Origin of the sequence: Shewanella sp. SR44-4, assembly GCF_014163715.1 — a bacterium.
In the GTDB taxonomy this organism is placed as follows: domain Bacteria; phylum Pseudomonadota; class Gammaproteobacteria; order Enterobacterales; family Shewanellaceae; genus Shewanella.
In genome coordinates, this window is record NZ_JACJDU010000009.1 from 69,596 (window position 1) to 88,288 (window position 18,693).

The window sequence follows — 18,693 nt, forward strand, 5'->3', positions numbered from 1 at the left end:
GAAGGGGGAATATATTTTTACAACTCGTTCAAGATAAGCAAATTGCTATTTAGTTAACAAGATTTGTGCCATTTAAAATGCTTCTTGAAGTGAATTTAGGATTAAATGCTGTAGTGTTTTATGGCTGCAAGCCTGTTTGCTAGCAAGCTTCACCAGCTTTCAAATACCGATTTTTATAGGCTAGAATGTATAAAAATCGGTATTTGAATGTGGTCAGCCATCATCATTAACAATGGCTGTTGATGAGGTTTTACTGTGCGGTATCAGTAAATTCAGCTTGAACCTTGTCTAATTCTTGCTGATTTTTAAGCTCAACTTGTTGCTGTTTTTTAATACTGACTTCTTCTACAAGTGCCGCTTGTCTTTCTTTAAGACTGTGTTTCTCATCTTTGGTCAGAAACTTAAACGCTTTTTCATTGGCAAGTGCATACGCAACGACATCTTCGCCTTTTACTCTGCGTTCATCCACTCGTTTTGAAAAACGATCGTTATCTCGAGCTTTACGCTCTTCGGCATTTAACTTACTCATTGGTGTATCCTCATTAGTTAATCACGGTAGGGTTCACTACGCTCAGTCAAACAAATGAGAATTGCACATTCATAAAGCTGATCGGCGCATTTTAGCATAAGTTGGCTTGTTAGCCTGTAATACATGGCGTCTGAGTAAACTTTATCATCTGTTGGCGATTTCTAGAGTCGGTTTTGCTGTCAGTTACCTATAACGATCATTCATTAAAGCTGTTTAATGCCATTGCGATGTTATGAGTGGCTTGTTTGGCGCGCGGGCTGAGTTTTGTGATTGAAATAAAGCCATGCATGCAATCATCAAAATGCTGATGTTGTGTATTGATGCCTGCCGCTTTTAGGCGCTGGGCATATGCAATGCCATCGTCCCTTAATGGATCGAACCCAAGGGTTAAGATGTAGCTTTTTGGCGATTCGCTAATGTCTGCTGCTTGTAGTGGACTCACTAATGGCAGAGTGACTTCGTCGAGAGAGTGTAAATATTTTAACCTGAAATAATCCATTAAATCGCGGGTGAGTATTAACTGTTTATTGAAACGGCGATAAGACTCGGTTAAGCCTTGTAAATCTACCATTGGGTAGATCAAAAACTGAAATGCGGGTGTTACTTTTGCCTGTACTGGTAGTGATGTTTGCAGTGAATGTAAACCGATGATACACGCTAGATATCCGCCTGCGCTGTCACCACCCACGCCTACGTGCTGTGGATTAATATTAAGTTGTTGATGGTTGGCATTGATATAGTTCCACGCTTCGATAGCATCACAAATCGGGATGGGGAATTTATGTTCTGGAGCCAGTCGATAATCGACTGAGATAATGTTCATGTTGCCATGTTTCGCCAGATAGCGGCAAAAGTGGTCATGAGTGTTAATACTGCCAATAACGCCGCCGCCACCGTGAAAGTACACTAAGGTTTTTTGAGGCTTGGTGGCGCTAGGATGGTAGATGCGAAGGTTTATTCTGTTAGCTATGGTATGGCTGCTATCGCTGGCGCTATGTTCGTTCAAAGGAATAGTGCCCATAAAAGGAGTGCCAGTACTCACCGGAACCGTTAAATTAATCACCTTATCCATTTCAATTTTAGTCAGCCCAAGTACTCGGTCCATCGCTAGAAATACATATCTGAATAATGTGACTGGTAACTTGTATAACGGCGCTAATGACAACCACTTGGCGACCATTAATTGTTTCGCTTCAAGCTTGGGCGCTTGTAGACGTTTGCCTTGTAGCGGTTCGTCTTGTGGTAGTTCGTTTTGCGACGGCTTGTCAGATGATGATTTATCTTGTGACAATGGTGTTGGCTTATTAACGTTATCCATTTTTATAGCCTTGTTATTATTGTTAACTGATTAGAACCGCATGTTTTATCGACTTAGCCACTTCATCGCTAGGCGATTGATAAATGCCGGTGATACGTTACTTAATCTATGCAATAGACCATAAACAACACTGACTGTTCTATGGGTTTTAGGCTGTTTCACTTGTTTATCTATCACTGCGACTACGTGTTCAGCAGTGATATTCACGCCGAGTCGTTGCATGACTTTGGCGCTGTTTTTCTGTGCCTTCAGCATATTGGTTGCCACAAAAGGTGGCATAACATCGCATACGCTGATGCCGTACTTTTTCCACTCAAGTTCCAGCGCCTCGGTAAGGGCTTTTACGGCAAACTTACTGGCCGAATAGCTGGCTAATTCTGGTACACCATAATCGCTGCTGGCTGATGACATATTGATAATAGTACTTGTGCCGGAATTTTTTAAATAGGGCCATGCAGCATGGCATAGGTTCATTACTCCAATGACATTGACACTTAATGTGCGCTGATGTTGTTCGATAGGGATTTCTTCAAAGGAGCCTATGTTCAATATGCCGGCATTATTAATTAATATGGCCAGGCAGTTATTATGTTCAGCACAAAATTTAGCCATAGCGTGTTGTACTTGTGAAAAATCACTGACATCCAGTTGAAACAACCTTATTCGAGTTCTATCCCATATATCGGTGGCTTGTGTTAATTGCGCCAAATTGATGTCGGCCATACCGACCCAGTAGCCCTTTTTGTGAAAGTGTTTTGCCGTCGCTAAGCCAATGCCGGAAGCTGCGCCGGTAATAAATATAGTATTTTTATTCATCATAAACCTGGTTGTTTCTAGTATGAGTCAATCAGCACGAGTGAATCAATACGGGTGGATATGCAAGGGTGAAAAGGTGGCTAAGCCAACTAAAATGATCGGGTATTAAGGTGTTCCATCTGCGGCTGTTTCATTTCATCAACCCATCGCTGCCAAGTGTAGGGCCATAAAATTGGGTCGCCATCGGCATCTAAATACCAACTTTGGCATCCTCCAACCCAGCTAGTGTCTTTTAACCCTTCCTTTACGTAGGCATTAAAGTCGTCAATGGCTTGTTGCTTGGCTTCAAACTCATCAAATTCATGCTCACGCCATTTATCGATCAGTTTAATAACGTAGTCAGTTTGCACTTCGCTCATGGCGATAACGGAGAAGTTACCAATAGGTGTGTTGGGGCCGAGCATTAAAAAAAAGTTAGGGTAGTCGCTGAGTAACATTGATCGATATGCTTTGATTTTATGAGCCCAGGCTTTATCAATGTGCAAATTGTTACGCCCAATGAGATTCATGGGGCGCATAAAATTAAATGCATTAAAACCGGTCGATAACACCAATACGTCTAGCTCATGGTGTTTACCGTCTTTAGTGATAATGCCTGTTTCAGTTATGCGCTCAATACCTTCTGTTATTAACTCAGCATTGGGTTTTTGAATGCCTTTATAAAAGGTGGTGTTGATAATGACCCGTTTGCAGCCTACTTGATAATGAGGTCGTAGCTTTTCGCGTAAGGTTTTGTCTTTAATGCTTAATCGTAAGTTGGCTTTACACAAAAAATTTAACGCATGCTTTTGGATAAAGTGTCCCGTGACTGCTTTGGTAAAAAAATGTTCTAGAAAAAACTTGCCCATATTGCGATGAATTTTGGTGATGATAGGAAAGCGAGCCATTAACTTTCTGTTGGTTTTTGAAAAGGTAAAATCGGGCAGATGCATTAGCCATTGTGGTGTGCGCTGAAAAACTGAAACCTTAGCTCCGGTTTTAATCAATTCGGGTATGGCCTGTGCGGCCGTTGACCCAGTACCGATAACTCCAACACGGGTAGAGGCGGATATGTCTACATTGTGATTCCATTGGGCGGTATGGAATGTTGTACCTTTAAAATCTTTTAATCCGGGAATGTCTGGAAATTGTGGATGATGCAAAATGCCGGTGGCGCACACAATAAAATCAGCGATGTAGGTTTGCTGTTGGCTGGTTTTTACCGTCCATTTGCCATTGGCATATTGTGCATCGGTAACGGCTTCGTTAAAGTGAATGCCTCGTTTAACATCATATTTATCTGCTACGTGCTCAAAATATTGTTTAATCTCTGGTCCATGGGCAAAAAAACGACTCCAATTTGGATTAGGTTCAAATGAATAGGTATACATGTGAGCAGGTACATCACAGGCAGCTCCAGGGTAGGTGTTTTCTCGCCACGTTCCGCCCACGCAGTCTTTTTTCTCCAGTACTACAATATCGGTGATGCCAGCTTGGCGCAGTTTAATGTCCATTAAGATGCCCGTCATACCTGCACCAATGATCACCACAGTAGGATTTCGTTTAACTTGGGTCATGATGCCCTCTATTATTGTTATGGTTATTTATTAACGTGCTTGGTTGTTGTTAGCTTTTGTTATTCGTCATCGCTATTTTTACTTGTTACGTTGAGCATTAATTATTCGATAACGGTTCATTCAAATGTTGTTAATAAATTGTATTATCTATCCAGCATAGGAAACTATTGTTCATTGATCTACGCGCTAAAGGGACGTATATTTGTGATTTTAAGACATGGTAGCCCTCAGTTATGACATTTCGCAGTATTACCAGTGTGCAAATTATTGTGTCCTATGGCATTGAGCTGGGCATTGAGCAAGATAAACTGCTGCAAGGGTCTGGTTTGACGGGGGGCCAATTAACCGACCACGAGCAACTGGTTGAAGGAAAACAAGAATTACAGGTGTTAAATAACCTCATGCTCAATACTTCATGCCCATTCAAGGTTGGAATGGAGTTAGGTTGCCGTTATCACCTGACCAGTTATGGCATCATGGGTTATGCTCTATTGGCGAGCAGCACTGCGAGAAAGGCGATTGAATTAGGCTTACGTTATCTAGATTTAACCTATGTTTTTTCACAAATAACATTAACTGAGCTTAAAGACGATTTATCTCTAAGGTTCTCATGTGACATTCCTGGAGAGTTAGGCGAGCTGGTGTTAGTTAGAGACATGTTGGGCGCTGCGATGATCCAACGAGAAGTATTTGAAAGTAACGACTTACCGATAAAATTGCAGTTTACGTCGCCTCAGCCCGCAGGCTTGTCACTCGAAGGTATAAAGCAAAAACTGGGTGCTGAGATCCAATTCAATGCTAGTTATAACGGTTTTACTGGATTAGCACCGCTATTAGATCTGCCATTATTAAAAGCCAATGAAGCCACCGCCAGATTATGTGAGGCGCAATGCAACCAGCTACTGCAACAAAAGCAAAACTGGAAACCTGTTGCTAAATTGGTCAAAGACACCTTAGTACACTTAGGCTTAGCAGCATCAATGGAAGATATCGCCCAGCATTTGGCTCGAACGACTCGCACTTTACATCGTCAACTAACACTAGAACAAACCAGTTGGCGCCAGGTGCGTGACGATGTGCGTTTTGGCATAGCCGAAGCGTTATTATTAACGCCGATGCAACTTGATGAAATAGCCGAACGCCTTGGTTTTAGTGATGGGGCTAATTTTAGTCACAGCTTTAAACGCTGCAAAAATATGACCCCAAGCCAGTATCGAAAGCAGGCGAAAAAATAACGATAGTCACCTGTGACACATAGATAAAGACTAGCCAGAACCTTATATCTCAAGCCTAGAATCTAAAGACCCATACCTAGGGTCTAGGATTTAGCACTCTAGTGCCCAAGCAAGCGGCTGTTAGCCAGAACCTGCTTTCTATGACTTATTCCTTAATGTTTAATTACAGAACTGCCTTTCACATGGGACTCCGTCCCCATCACCATCCATTTCAGTTCCTGGACAGTTGCGGGTGTAAAAGGTTGCTTCTGCACATGAGCGCATTTGGCTGCAGTGTGTTTTACCGGCTTCGCATCTGAACTGTGGTTGTAGATTGATTGAGCTTGGTTTTGATACGGTTGGTGTCCACTCCATCTGTTCAACATTCTCATTGGTCAGCACTGGCGTAGCGGTCATTTTTTGATATTGTTTATAACCGAAAATACCAACCCCAAGCAGGATAATAAGCATGATTACGCGGCCAAGCACGGGGCTTGAACGGTCGTTTTCGTCTTGATGAGATGGGTTGTTTCGATGATGTTGACCAGTGTGAGAAGCTGGACGGGCTGTGTTAGACACAACAGCCACGCCTTCAATACTGGCTTTTACGGCTTTGACTTTGCCATCGGGTTGGTTCTCGCGATGAAATAGTATCTCATCGCCAACAATGGGCTTTCTGGCCATGTGCTTTAGGGTTGAGATGTGAATAAAGACATCTTGATTTTCACCGGTTTCTGGCTTGATAAAACCAAAGCCTTTTTCGGTATTCCAACGAACTAACGTGCCTCTTTCCATGGCGATACCATATCCTTGATAGTCATTAAGTTAATAAAAATCATGATGTAGAATCATGCTTTTAAATCAGCAACATAATACCTATAACTACAGTGTTTTAGCCAGTAATTTGATTGAGTTTTTAGATAGAGTCATAAAATATATTCGCCACGTTTACCTGCTCAGGTAAAAACTGAATTGATATCGACTTGGGCAAATTATCAACTGGCTACAACAAAAGCGTGGTGTTATTTAAGATTAAGTTTAACGTGTATATAGGCAGGATTATTTTTAATGAATTGACCAAAAGTGAAAATAGAAGGGGCCACCGATGAATGATGAACAATACCAAAAAGGGCTTGAGGTACGTCGCCAGGTGATGGGGGACGCTTATGTCGATAAAGCGCTTAGTAATGTCACTGATTTTACTCAACCATTGCAAGCGTTAGTCACTGCAAATTGTTGGGGTGAAGTCTGGGTGCGTGATGTTATTTCTAAGCAAACGCGCAGCCTAATCACTATTGCAACATTGGCAGCATTAAAGGCGCCAACTGAATTAAAGGGCCATGTTCGAGGGGCATTACGTAATGGATGTTCTATTGAAGAAATTCAGGAAGTATTGCTGCATTCAACCGTTTATTGCGGCATGCCGTCTGGTATTGAGGCTTTTCGGGCTGCTAAAGAAGCCATCGAGGAATGGCAGCTAGAGAATAGCTAGCTAATGAGATGCTTATGGTATTTTGCTTTGGGTAAAATGAGGGTACAGTAATCACATTAGCTTTTTAATGCTGTGAATTATTATTTGAATTTGGCAACAAGCAATCCTTTTGCCATTTGGCTGCGTATAAAAGAATCGGATATTTATAAACAAGGATTACAGATGCGTTTTTTAATGATTATTGCCGTTTTACTGCTGAGTGCTTGTAGCACCAGTTATCCCAATCAGTCTATTACAGGGCAAGATTTTCCATCGGTAACAGGTCAAACACTTGAAAACGAGTCGATGGCTTTACCTGAGGATTTACAAGGTAAATTGTCGCTGTTGTTGATTGGTTACAAGCAAGATTCACAGTTTGATATTGATCGCTGGTTGATTGGCTTAGACATGACTCAAACTCAAGTGTCGGTATATGAAGTTCCGACTATTCAGGGATTGTTTCCTAGAATGTTCAGTCCTCTGATTAATAATGGCATGCGTGCAGGCATACCTAAACCATTATGGAAAGGTGTGGTCACCATCTATAAAGATGGCGACCAAGTACAAGCCTTTACCGGTAATGAAAATCCAAATAATACTCGAGTCGTGTTGCTCAATGCGCAAGGTAAAGTCATTTACTTTTATGACCAAGGCTTCTCTGTCGATGCGCTCAATCAGTTAAGAGCTCTGCTTTAGTTATTAGCTCAATGACTCGCCCATAGGCTCAGTTAATCGCTCGCGGTAGTACTGAGCTTTTTTGGGCGCAGTAGCTGAATTAATGTTGGCGCGATAGAGGCTAAAATCATCCCACTCATTAATAAATATTGGTGTGATGTATATGATTCGCCTATTAATACTAGGCCACAGACGATGCCCGCTATCGGATTGGCAATGCCGCCAAATGTGAAGTCGACCACAGACATACGTTGCAGTAACCACACATACATACTGTAACCGAGTACGGTGTTGAGCAATATTATCCAGCTTATACCGAAGCCATTGGTCAGGCTAAATTGGCTGACCACATTGAGATATTGTTGTGGTGAAAATAGCGCCTGAATACCAGCGACAACGAATAGCAATGTACCGCCGATAATCAATTGCCAGGTGAGTATGGTCCACCAATGAATGCGCGACCCTAACGCTTTGGTCATTGTGCTGCCGATAATTATGCAGCTGATTGCGGCAAACATTGCGACTAATCCTATGGGGTTTAAGCTAATGGAGCTAGGGTCAAACAGCATCCAAGCTAAGCCAATTAACACCGCACCAGAAAGTGCTTGTAGCAAATTAGGACGTTTTTTACTGACTACCCAATGAAATAACATCGCAAAAACCGGTACTGAAATCATCCCGATACCAGAAATAGCCGATGGCAGCGTCAGTGCCATGATAAAAATCAAACTGAAAAACACTGCAATGTTAATGGCACCGAGTTTAATTAAAATAGACCAGTCGGTTTTGTGCGGTCGGCTCGGTTTAATCGCCAGTAAGATAAGCCCAGCAGGCAGCGCACGAAGGGCACCGAGTAATAATGGTGGCCAGTCTGGCAAAGTAAGCTGGGTCATCGCATAGGTGGTACCCCAAAAAAATGCAGGGATCATGGCCAGTAAAATATTCATAAACTACCTTTATATTAAATATCTTCATGTAAAGATAAGTGCTAATTCTGGACTGATAAGTTATTTTTGTAAAGTACCTTTTTATGAAGTATCTTTACGTTAAGTTTTTAAGTTATGTTTTGAGTGCAAAATGATAAGGGTGAGGTATGGAGGATATTGATAGAGTCGTAGCGCAATGGGGCGAACAAAAGCCGCATTTAGATACCGAGCCAATGGCGATTCTTGGGCGTTTTTTGCGTTTGCAAAAACATATTGAGGCTGAAATATCAACTTGTCATAAGCAGTTTGACCTGACCATGGGTGAGTTTGATGTGCTGGCGACATTAAGACGTAATGGTAAACCTTACACCTTAACCCCTTCAGCGTTATTATCGTCGATGATGTTAACCTCTGGCGCGATGACAAATCGCTTAGATAAGCTTGAATCTAAAGACTTAATTGCCCGTGTACACAGCACTGAAGACAGGCGCAGTGTATCGGTAGCTTTGACTAAAAAAGGTCTTGCCACAATAGATGAAGCGATTGAGGAGCATGTAAAGGTTCAACACCAACTGGTGGCAAATCTTTCTGACATTGAACAGCCCGAGCTTAACCAATTATTCAAAACCTGGTTAGCAGGCTTTGAAGGTAATCAATAGCAGTCGTGATCGGATAAATCAAAAACGGCCAGCATCTTAAGATACTGGCCGTTGTTGTTTGTGCATTTTTAATGGCTTAGTACTTATGGTTGTAGCTGCGCTTTTGCTGCTTCAACTTTAGAAAAATCTAGTCCTAACTCTTCAACTGCTTCTTTGATTAAGGCTGGGTTTTGCATCACCATGCCCATCAACTGTTGTAGCTTTTCTGCAGGAATACCTAATTGACCAATAGTTGCCATTGCTGCGAATGGGTTTTCAGTTAACGTCTGGAACAACTCATTAATTTGTACGTCACTGATATTGTGTTCTTTGAAGATGGCAAGAATCGGGTTCATTGCTATACCTTGTAATGTTAATGGACTAAGTTGTGATTTTATCACGTTTTCACAATACTGGTGCAAGCCTCATTATCTATTCATGATAACTGTCGATATGATTGATGTAATGTTTAAGGCCTCTGAGCAGCCGCTACTATTAACGTCAGTCTAGTGATTCAGTCTCGTCTCTATGCTTCATGACTCTATCTTAATTGCTCTGTCTTATTACTCTACAAAATATCAACTACTTGAAATAACTACATGAATAAAGATCTGTAATAATTCATAGGCTTATTCATGCCTGCTTGGTGTTGAGTTGAGGGATTATAGTGATAGTTCATCATGCCTATATTAACGGCGATGAATTATTGATTGAGTTTACAATATTGGCGTTTATACTAAGCCCGGTATGGCATGGTGCTGTATGTTTTGTTTAACTACACGGATGTTTTATATGGATATTGTTACCCTTTGTATTACCGTTGTTATTTCTCAACCGTTAATTGTGTATTTGGCATTTTATAAAGATACCGGTCTGACAACGAAAAAAAACGAGTTTTATCAATCCTTTTTAGTTATTCCCCCCAGCTTTGCTTTCTTCTATCTAGACCAATATTGGTATGCGTTAAGTTTACTGGCTGCAGTCACGTTATTCGGTCTGCTATTGGCCAAAATGGTTAATCATAAGGCAAGTCATCCTATTGTTCGAGATGATCTCATCTCATTCGGTATTGCGTGGTTGATAATATTCGGCATAGGTCATTTTATTGCAAGTTTGTTTACAGACTCAAGTCCAGACATCGCTGTAACACCAGAAGTTACGGCGGTAACAATACAACAAGGAATGTACTCCGCATTATCAATTTCACTGCTTTATTTAGCGATTATGCTGGTGGTATTTTTTGTCCGAGTCTTAGAGAAAAAATATATAACCAAAGAAAAATTTAGCGACTTTTTGCTACTCATTTGTAGTGTTATCGGTGGCGCGCTTCCCGTCATGGGCGACTATTTTATGTTGAGTATGATGCTAAACTTTTTTATCTTGTTTTATATCAGTGGAATAATTATTCGCTTAGATGGGACCGGTCCTTCTAGTGGGGCCGTTGGTTTTATTTTTGGCTATTTATTTATGATGGGTGCAGGAGTTTGTCTGTTGATCAAAGGTGGAGCTTGGTTGTTTGGTTAGCCTTTACTCAGCATAAAGCTCATTATTCAGCTGCCGATGTTGTACTAGCATTTCAATACGCCTAATGACAAGAAAGGGATATAAAAAAGCTAGATTATTTTGTGGTGAATGTTGGGTTTTGCACTGCGTTTTTAAGGTTATTTCTACGATTTAACATGCTTGCAATAAGGGCTTGGTATTACCGCTTGGTACTTGTTATGTTATGCAGGGTTATGACTATTAACGTGATGTTAATGGGGCTTTTATAGGATCAGCAAAGCACAATTGAGGTGTGACATTTAGTGGTTTAAAAATAAAAAATCATCTCAAATTGAGATGATTTTTTGTTCGGATTATTTAAGCTATAGCCTCATTAATAACGATTGTTTCTAGCTAATTAAAACGTGACACTTTTTTCTGCACTACAAGTGGCTGTAGATGATTCGCATACTTGATAAGTGTATGTTCCACCGCCTTTTGCTGAAATGCTATCTGTATAGCTACCGTCATTTGCCGTAGTGGTTACTTTGCTGTTGTTGCGGAAAATGTCTACATTGGCTGAACTTGCACCGCCAAAGGCTAAATCAACTTGGTTAACGCCTTTCGATTTATAACCATTAAGTGACAATGTAATATCGCCGCCCGTTGGTGGCGGAGTTACCCCACCGCCTGCACAGCCATTACTTGATAAATAAGCATCTGCAGCAGCAGCTTGCACAATACCATAACCAAAGTAGTCATCTTTACCTGATGCTCCGGCGTCTAACGCTGTGGCTTTAAGTGCTGCACGGATTTCACTGCCCGTACATTCGTTATGTTGTGACCATACTAAAGCTGCAATTCCCGACACAGCAGGAGTGGCCATTGAAGTACCACTCATAAAGCCAAAGTCCGATGTACCAATATCAATATTTGCAGTTGCCGCATTCACTAAGGCTGATCTGTCTTCAAATGCAGCCCCAACAGCAGGAATACTTGTGGCATTAGTATCGCCTAATGTCCCGTATAACATGCCTGGTTCGTTATTAATAATAATGGCACCGACACCACCAGATGCTTCACAGTTAGCGACTTTATCGTAAAACGAAATTACACCACGGTCGATCACACATATATTGCCGTTAGCACCTGAGTTAGTTGACTCAGCGGTACCCATATAAAAAGTGTTACCCACAACTGAACCGGCGTTTTCCATTGCCGATGACGAAAGTGCAAATCCGTCTGCTGATAAATTTGACGCAGTAGCTTGTCCTGCTGGATAGGTTGAAAGGGTATCTACACCGCCGGCAGAAACTTCAACACAAATGGTTTCATCAGTTGTGACTCTGCGACCTTTACCCGATGTACATGTCGGGAACTGAGAAAAATCTGCAATAACGTTATTACTATCATTGGCACCAATCATCATCACTGACGAATAACCTGCAGGGTATGAACGTACATTGTTGCCATCGTTACCTGCAGCGGCAATGACGAGTCCACCTGCATCGCTGAAGCTTTGGAATGCATTTGATTCTGTTGAGTTTGAACCGCCGCCACCTAAACTCATGCTAATGATATTGGCGCCCGCTTGTGAACAAAGATTTGCAGCTTGAGCTAAATCAGATGAGTAACCCCATCCGTCGGCGTTAAAGACTTTGATGATGTGCATATCAACACCAGGAGCCATGCCAATAACGCCAAAACCGTTATCTGCAGCGCCAATGGTTCCGGCTACGTGTGTACCGTGTGGGCCACCATTTTCGTCCCAGTTGCCCGTACCGCTGTCGTTGTTACCGGTAATATTATTCCACACAAAATCAGCATTACTGCGATCGAGACCTGAGTCGATTACACATACCTTGATGCCTGCATTAGGGTTAAAGGTGACCTGATTTGCTTGCGATTGGTAAACTGCATAAGGTGTTATTTGGGTTGCCATTGGATTACCAATGTCGTCAGTAAAACCCATTAAATGACGTCGTTGATCTTCTTCAACTAACTTAACGTGTGGGTTATTGAGTAATCCCCTAACTTGATCTAAATCTTTGCCGGTAAATGTCGCGGCGATAAAACCTTCACCATCAACATTAATTTGTGCACCTAATTTTTTGGCAAGAGCTTTTACAATCCCTTTTTTTTGCGGGTCAACTTGAATGACATAACGGTCGTCGCTTGCTTGTACTTGGGCCGTTGCTGTAAGTCCAAGAGCTAATAGTGACATTGAAATGGTTGATAGTTTCATAGAGTAAGCATTCCTATTTGTTATTATTTTGTGGTTGTTAACTCTGCTTTATAGACATCTCTGGATCACATCTCTGGATCTTAGTCTTCAGCAGTTAAACTATTTCTACATTTATTTTGTAACATAAAACCCACTTAATTAACAAATTATTAACCATGTGTATTTTAGATCTAACCATAAAACTGATTTTTATTTGCTGTTTAGTCGAGCAGGGCATTACCATGATGCACAATAAGAGAATAGCAAAGGGCATATCATGCGAGCTTTATCAATCAATGGATCACCACCACTCAGTCTGCAACGTGGAGCCTCTGGAGCCAAACTGTTACTGATTATTGCAGCAACAATGCTTGTTACAGCAGGGCTGACATTTTTTATTATCCGCACTTATATCTTTCCGTCACCGCTCACCCCGGTTAGCTTAAATGCTAAAGAAGAGCAACAATTGGATCAAAAACTGACTCGGTTAGGTTGGCAAGTTGAACCTCGCTCAACGGTTACAGCATCAAGTGGTGATTCCCGTGCAGCTGATAGTGCTAGTGAAAATAGTGATGAGTTAACCCCTGAAGCGTATCGTGAGTTTGACGCTGATCGGCAAGTGACATTTAGTGAGAAAGAAGTGAATTCGATGATTGGCCGTAATCCTGATTTTGCTCAGCGTGTTGCGATTGATTTTTCTGATAATTTAGCCAGTGCCAAAATGCTGATCCCGATCCCAGACGACTTTCCGATTATGGCTGGGGAGATTTTACGCGTGAATACTGGGCTTGATATTCATCTTGATGCTAATCGTCGTCCAGTTGTTGCGCTAGTTGGCGTGAGCTTAATGGGCGTGCCTATTCCGAATGCGTGGCTAGGAAACATGAAAAACGTCAATTTGGTCGGTGAGTTTGGCGATCGTGGCTTTTGGAATGCTTTTGCTGATGGTGTAGATGATATTCAAATTCGTGATGGCGAGTTGTCGATCAAACTGCGCAAGTAAATATTGTAAGTCGTTGGTGTTTTTAAAAGTGGGCGTTGATATCAAGCCCACTTTCGCCTTGAAATATCACGGATGAAAACCGTTAATCTCTTATCTTATCGCTAGACTGCTCTGGACTCATTCATCTTATGTGTGATTGATTCTAAGCGCGACTATTGTCGACGCGCTATTCCTCAGACCGACGATTGCTAGGTGCGATAAAGTACCTTCACCACATGCCAGCCAAATTTAGTTTTGACGAGGTGTGGCGTAATGAGCTCGCCGTTGAAACAGACTTTATCGAATGGTGGCACCATTTGACCCTTTTTAAACTCGCCCAAATTACCGCCGCTTTTGGCCGAAGGACAGCTAGAGTGCTTTTTGGCTAATACATCAAATTTAGCACCATTATTAAGCTGCTTGATGATGTCTTCAGCCTGAGTCTGATGTTTAACTAATATATGTAATGCTGCTGCGGTTTTGGCCATGTTGGTGCCTGTATTTATTTGTTTGAATGGGTAGAACAATGTTTAGCGCGACATTATACCTGCTTAGTCGACCAAATTGGCATGATAATCTAGCAATAATTTGCTCTGTTATGGGGCTTGCCTGTTACAGTTTGCTCTCCTTATCGATTGAACATCTACATGGATCCTATAAAGTAGATGCATGCTAGTAAAATGCCGCGAGCAAATAACAAAAAGGAAATTTTTAATGCTTAAGCGAATCATACCCCTATGTATAGCGAGTGCGATGACAATGGCAACACCAGTAAATGCAGAAGAAGACAAATATATTTGGTTAGAAGATGTTGAAGGCGCCAAGCCGCTGGCGTGGGTTAAGCAGCAAAATGCCGTATCTGCAACTCACATTAAGGCTTACTCAGGTTTTGATAACTTGGTGTCAAACAGCCTAGAGATTTTAAACGATAAAGCCCGTATTCCTTATGCCACTCGTATTGGCGATTATTTGTATAATTTTTGGAAAGACGAAACCCACGAGCGTGGTATTTATCGTCGTACCACACTAGCGGAATATGCTAAGGCTGAACCCAACTGGGAAACCGTGCTTGATATCGATGCCCTTGGTAAAGCCGAGGGGGTTAATTGGGTGTTTAAAGGCATTGAATGTCAATACCCACAGAACGAGCGCTGCTTTGTGTCGTTGTCTCGTGGGGGCGCAGATGCCGCTGAGGTGCGAGAATTTAATTTAACCGCAAAAGCGTTTGTCGACAGCACTCAAAAGCCGTTTGTGTTGGCTGAAGCTAAGTCAAGGTTAAGCTGGATTGATAAAGATACCGTGTTTGTCGGAACTGATTTTGGTGATGCGCAAAGCATGACGGATTCAGGCTATCCAAGTGTGGTTAAATTATGGAAACGCGGCACACCGTTGTCTGCAGCCAAATTAGTGTTTAGAGGTGATAAAGCCTCAGTTGCCGTGTCGGGTTATGTGATGTTTGATGATAAAACACCGCTGAATATCGTCACAGAAAGTTTAACCTTCTACACCGCTAAACATTATGTTTATCAAGATAGTAAGTTAGTGTCGCTGCCTATTCCTAAAGATGCCGATTTAAAAGGTTACTTTAAAGGTCAGCTATATATAGAGTTAAAAAGCGATTTAGTCACCCCAAAAGGGTCTTTCAAACAAGGTGCCATAGTTTACACACCCGTTGATAAACTCATTGCGCAAAAACCTGAGTTTAGTGAACTGGTATCGCCAACGAAGCATGCTTCTATTTCACAAGTCGCATTTAGCCAGAATGCCATTTTTGTCACTTGGCTAGATGATGTAAAAAGCAAACTTGTACGATACATGCAAAACGATAAAGGTGAGTGGCAAAGCAAACCTGTGCCATTTGAAGCCAATGGCACCTTAAGTGTGTTTGATGTTGAACGTGATAGTGATGATTTTTTTGTTAATTACACCAGCTTTTTAGAACCAGCCAGTTTATATCGCTTAAATGGTGCAAGCTTAAAAGCCGATAAAATTAAAGCAATGCCGCAACAATTTAGCGCCGATAAGTTTGTCACGAAACAGTACTTTGTTAAGTCAAAAGACGGCACAAAAGTGCCTTATTTTGTAGTGATGGCTAAAGACATTAAACTCGATAGCAGTAACCCAACATTACTTTATGGTTATGGCGGTTTTGAAGTATCGCGCTTACCAGCCTATTCGGCCACTATTGGTAAAAACTGGTTAGAGCAGGGCGGTGTTTATGTACTTGCTAACATTCGTGGTGGTGGAGAGTACGGCCCAGCTTGGCATCAAGCAGCGTTAAAGCAACATCGTCATAAAGCGTATGAAGACTTTGAAGCCATTGCCGAAGACTTAATTGCGCGCAAAATTACGTCAAGCAAGCATCTTGGTATTCAAGGTGGTAGTAACGGTGGTTTGTTAATGGGTGCTGCATTTACTCGTCGTCCTGAGCTGTATAACGCTGTAGTGTGCCAGGTGCCATTGTTGGACATGAAGCGCTATAACAAGTTATTGGCTGGTGCCAGTTGGATGGGCGAATACGGTAATCCAGATATTGCAGAAGAGTGGGCATACATTAAAACCTATTCGCCATATCACAACTTAAAACAAGGGGTTAAATACCCTAAAGTGTTCTTTACTACGTCAACACGTGATGACCGTGTGCACCCAGCGCATGCGCGTAAAATGGTGGCGAAAATGGAAGACATGGGCATAGATGTGTTGTATTACGAAAACATTGAAGGTGGCCATGCTGGCGCGGCAGACAATACTCAGGCTGCCGAGTTAAGTTCAATGGTTTACGCATACTTAATGCAACAGCTTCGTTAAATTTATCAGTAGCCAGTGTTGAATAAAAAAGGGTTTCAGCGCTGCTGAAACCCTTTTTTGTTTTCAATATTCACAGCTGTACAGATGAAAACTGTATATACCTAAGCGGTGCATATCCAGTCGTGTAAATTAAAGTTGTAGTGCAGATAATGATAAAAAGAGCCGCAGTGTAGTACTGCGGCAAATAGCCTGAAGCTAATGAGCACAAGTGGTCTTCTCTCGCCATTAGCCGGGGGGAGGCTGAATGATGATTAATTGCTTGGGTCAATCAACTCAATTTCATTACTGGCAAGCGCGCCCTTAATTTGAACCGCAACCTTAAAGACCATTTCAGCATTTGCCGATGCTTTACTTTGTAAGTCGAGATCGCTCACATTAAAAGTATATTTACCCGCAGTATCTGTCGCTTCTAATGTGCCTGTACAGCTGTCGGTGGCTGTACTATCGCATTGATAGTTTTGAGTGACATGCCAACGTTTCCAAGCTTTAGGCTTTATGGAAGGTGAGGCCGGGTCAGGAAAACCAAAATACACAATATCGTAATTGGCTACGTTCGTTAGCGCTTCACCTTCACTATTAGCAACAGTGAATGATAGTGCGCCAGTGATGGAGTCAAATGTGTCGAGTTTAACCACCACAGTGCTGGCATCATCAATACTCACGCCATCAACAACAGGCGGTACAACGACTACTGGTGGCACAACAACAGGGGGAATAACTACCACTGGTGGCTCAGTGACAACTTCGTCATCATTGTCGCTATTACAGCCAAAGATTAACAATGAACTCGCTAATATGGCGCTAAGATATTTAACCTTCATGATGCGCTCCTTAATTGTAATGCCCTGTGTGACAAGTGGTACATTCCATATCCGTTTTCACGCTAGCTGCAGAGCCCATCGTTTCGGTAACGCCATGACAAGACTGACATGCTTGCGCTTCAGCAGACGGTTTTGCTTCTGCTAATACTGAAATATCTTCACCGGCATTGGCACGATTGAGTAAATCAACAATATAAAAAGCCATGCTGGCAGAGAGGCGTTTGCAACGTTCACCTTTTAACGCAAAAGGCTTTCCAGATGCCGCAGACCAATTACTAATAGATGAATGGCACAGTGGGCTGTTAGCAATAGAGGTTTTACCTACTTCGAGTGATTTAGCTTCTGTAGAGCCAATGCCCGCAATGAACTCAGCAGATGATAAAGGTAAATCGTTAGTTTCGTAGTAGCGGAACGATGCACCAATAATGGCGCTGTTTTGACCATTAATATCGTCAAGAATATTAATCAACATACCGGCAGCATTAAGGTTGCCACACAATGTTCCTTGACCAACCACGCCTGCCCAACCATAGCCTGCTAATGCAGTAGGGATAGTGGCAAACTTACTGGCGTCAACGCTGCCAGATGCCGCTAGCATAGTCACAATGGCGTGAAACACTTGGTGCATACAACCGCCACCTGTTTCATAGGCAAGCTTTGCTGTTAACATCGCATCAAGTGGCGCATATTTAAGTTTTTCACCTAGTTCTAAACGGTAGTTTCCATCTGCGTCTGTGGCAGCAAATGCAGACGTGCCTAATAATGTTGCCCCAGCTGCTGCAGTGCTTAAACCAATAATCTGTGTCAATGCTTGACGTCTGTTTATGCTCATAATAATCACCCTTTACTCATCGTTATTTTATTATTCCCAATCTCTAGTGTTGGGGGTTTTTGAGTTGTTAGTAAAAAACGGGCTAACAACTTGATGTGGTAACAATAAGCAATAGAGCAATTAAAGATGTGATTCAAAGCAGATAAAGATAGCGGATTGGAATGTGGATTTTTAGTGATTATGGCATCGTTTTTTTGCGGACAATTTGTCCTCAATTTATGATTTTTCGTGATGTAAGTCTCATTATTTTCCATATTTCATACATCTTCTCAGCCATTTATTCTGTTTTTAAAATCATGAAATGACGTGATATCGCTCACAAATTGATTAGTTGGCACATTTAAAGGCTTACTTTTTATAAGGAATAAAGTGCTTAAGCATCAGGATCACAGATTTCATAA

General features: G+C 41.8%; 18 protein-coding genes. 7 read left to right on the plus strand and 11 right to left on the minus strand.

Going from position 1 to position 18,693, the window contains the following annotated elements:
* Window positions 1-250: 250 nt before the first annotated feature.
* From H5125_RS06500 to H5125_RS06515, 4 genes are all read right to left on the minus strand, one after another.
* Window positions 251-529 carry a hypothetical protein gene (locus H5125_RS06500; protein WP_011639067.1) on the minus strand — a complete coding sequence of 93 codons (279 nt, stop codon included), beginning with the start codon at window positions 527-529 and terminating at the stop codon, window positions 251-253.
* 196 nt (window positions 530-725) lie between these two features.
* Complete coding sequence (locus tag H5125_RS06505; protein WP_182743816.1) at window positions 726-1,847, minus strand: alpha/beta hydrolase; 1,122 nt, start codon at window positions 1,845-1,847, stop codon at window positions 726-728.
* A gap of 45 nt (window positions 1,848-1,892) precedes the next feature.
* Window positions 1,893-2,666 carry an SDR family oxidoreductase gene (locus tag H5125_RS06510; RefSeq protein ID WP_243756316.1) on the minus strand — a complete coding sequence of 258 codons (774 nt, stop codon included), beginning with the start codon at window positions 2,664-2,666 and terminating at the stop codon, window positions 1,893-1,895.
* A gap of 86 nt (window positions 2,667-2,752) precedes the next feature.
* Entirely contained in the window at window positions 2,753-4,219 is a 1,467-nt protein-coding gene (locus H5125_RS06515; RefSeq protein ID WP_182743817.1) for an NAD(P)/FAD-dependent oxidoreductase, read from the minus strand.
* A 233-nt stretch (window positions 4,220-4,452) separates the two neighbouring features.
* Here H5125_RS06515 and H5125_RS06520 point away from each other — a divergent pair, with 233 nt between their 5' ends.
* On the plus strand, window positions 4,453-5,454 hold the full coding sequence (locus H5125_RS06520; RefSeq protein WP_182743818.1) for an AraC family transcriptional regulator: 1,002 nt from the start codon (window positions 4,453-4,455) through the stop codon (window positions 5,452-5,454).
* A gap of 159 nt (window positions 5,455-5,613) precedes the next feature.
* Here the strand turns inward: H5125_RS06520 and H5125_RS06525 are convergent, their stop codons facing one another.
* A complete protein-coding gene (locus H5125_RS06525) occupies window positions 5,614-6,228 on the minus strand; it encodes an excalibur calcium-binding domain-containing protein (protein ID WP_182743819.1) in 615 nt (204 codons plus the stop codon).
* A gap of 310 nt (window positions 6,229-6,538) precedes the next feature.
* Here H5125_RS06525 and H5125_RS06530 point away from each other — a divergent pair, with 310 nt between their 5' ends.
* The gene (locus H5125_RS06530; protein ID WP_101085029.1) at window positions 6,539-6,925 is read left to right on the plus strand and encodes a carboxymuconolactone decarboxylase family protein; all 387 of its coding nucleotides are present in this window, start codon (window positions 6,539-6,541) and stop codon (window positions 6,923-6,925) included.
* Between the two features lie 162 nt (window positions 6,926-7,087).
* Complete coding sequence (locus H5125_RS06535; protein ID WP_101085030.1) at window positions 7,088-7,600, plus strand: hypothetical protein; 513 nt, start codon at window positions 7,088-7,090, stop codon at window positions 7,598-7,600.
* A 32-nt stretch (window positions 7,601-7,632) separates the two neighbouring features.
* On the opposite strand, the gene H5125_RS06540 is transcribed toward H5125_RS06535, so the two are convergent.
* On the minus strand, window positions 7,633-8,526 hold the full coding sequence (locus H5125_RS06540) for a DMT family transporter (RefSeq protein ID WP_101085031.1): 894 nt from the start codon (window positions 8,524-8,526) through the stop codon (window positions 7,633-7,635).
* 146 nt (window positions 8,527-8,672) lie between these two features.
* Here H5125_RS06540 and H5125_RS06545 point away from each other — a divergent pair, with 146 nt between their 5' ends.
* A complete protein-coding gene (locus H5125_RS06545; protein WP_101085032.1) occupies window positions 8,673-9,164 on the plus strand; it encodes a MarR family winged helix-turn-helix transcriptional regulator in 492 nt (163 codons plus the stop codon).
* 83 nt (window positions 9,165-9,247) lie between these two features.
* Here H5125_RS06545 and H5125_RS06550 read toward each other — a convergent pair whose 3' ends face one another.
* Window positions 9,248-9,499: a DUF2999 family protein gene (locus tag H5125_RS06550; RefSeq protein ID WP_101085033.1), complete on the minus strand. Its 252-nt coding sequence runs from the start codon at window positions 9,497-9,499 to the stop codon at window positions 9,248-9,250.
* A 436-nt stretch (window positions 9,500-9,935) separates the two neighbouring features.
* Here H5125_RS06550 and H5125_RS06555 point away from each other — a divergent pair, with 436 nt between their 5' ends.
* Window positions 9,936-10,667: a hypothetical protein gene (locus tag H5125_RS06555; RefSeq protein ID WP_101085034.1), complete on the plus strand. Its 732-nt coding sequence runs from the start codon at window positions 9,936-9,938 to the stop codon at window positions 10,665-10,667.
* A gap of 376 nt (window positions 10,668-11,043) precedes the next feature.
* Here H5125_RS06555 and H5125_RS06560 read toward each other — a convergent pair whose 3' ends face one another.
* The gene (locus H5125_RS06560; RefSeq protein ID WP_182743820.1) at window positions 11,044-12,870 is read right to left on the minus strand and encodes a S8 family serine peptidase; all 1,827 of its coding nucleotides are present in this window, start codon (window positions 12,868-12,870) and stop codon (window positions 11,044-11,046) included.
* 256 nt (window positions 12,871-13,126) lie between these two features.
* Between H5125_RS06560 and H5125_RS06565 the strand changes: the two genes are divergently transcribed.
* Window positions 13,127-13,852: an arginine N-succinyltransferase gene (locus H5125_RS06565; protein WP_182743821.1), complete on the plus strand. Its 726-nt coding sequence runs from the start codon at window positions 13,127-13,129 to the stop codon at window positions 13,850-13,852.
* Window positions 13,853-14,040: 188 nt separating this feature from the next.
* On the opposite strand, the gene H5125_RS06570 is transcribed toward H5125_RS06565, so the two are convergent.
* Entirely contained in the window at window positions 14,041-14,319 is a 279-nt protein-coding gene (locus H5125_RS06570) for a peptidylprolyl isomerase (protein WP_011639051.1), read from the minus strand.
* Window positions 14,320-14,545: 226 nt separating this feature from the next.
* Between H5125_RS06570 and H5125_RS06575 the strand changes: the two genes are divergently transcribed.
* Window positions 14,546-16,639, plus strand: a complete 2,094-nt coding sequence (locus H5125_RS06575) for a prolyl oligopeptidase family protein (RefSeq protein ID WP_182743822.1) — start codon at window positions 14,546-14,548, stop codon at window positions 16,637-16,639.
* Window positions 16,640-16,890: 251 nt separating this feature from the next.
* On the opposite strand, the gene H5125_RS06580 is transcribed toward H5125_RS06575, so the two are convergent.
* Entirely contained in the window at window positions 16,891-17,460 is a 570-nt protein-coding gene (locus tag H5125_RS06580; RefSeq protein ID WP_059747841.1) for a hypothetical protein, read from the minus strand.
* 10 nt (window positions 17,461-17,470) lie between these two features.
* Window positions 17,471-18,292 carry a cytochrome C gene (locus tag H5125_RS06585; protein ID WP_182743823.1) on the minus strand — a complete coding sequence of 274 codons (822 nt, stop codon included), beginning with the start codon at window positions 18,290-18,292 and terminating at the stop codon, window positions 17,471-17,473.
* Between the last annotated feature and the right edge of the window lie 401 nt (window positions 18,293-18,693).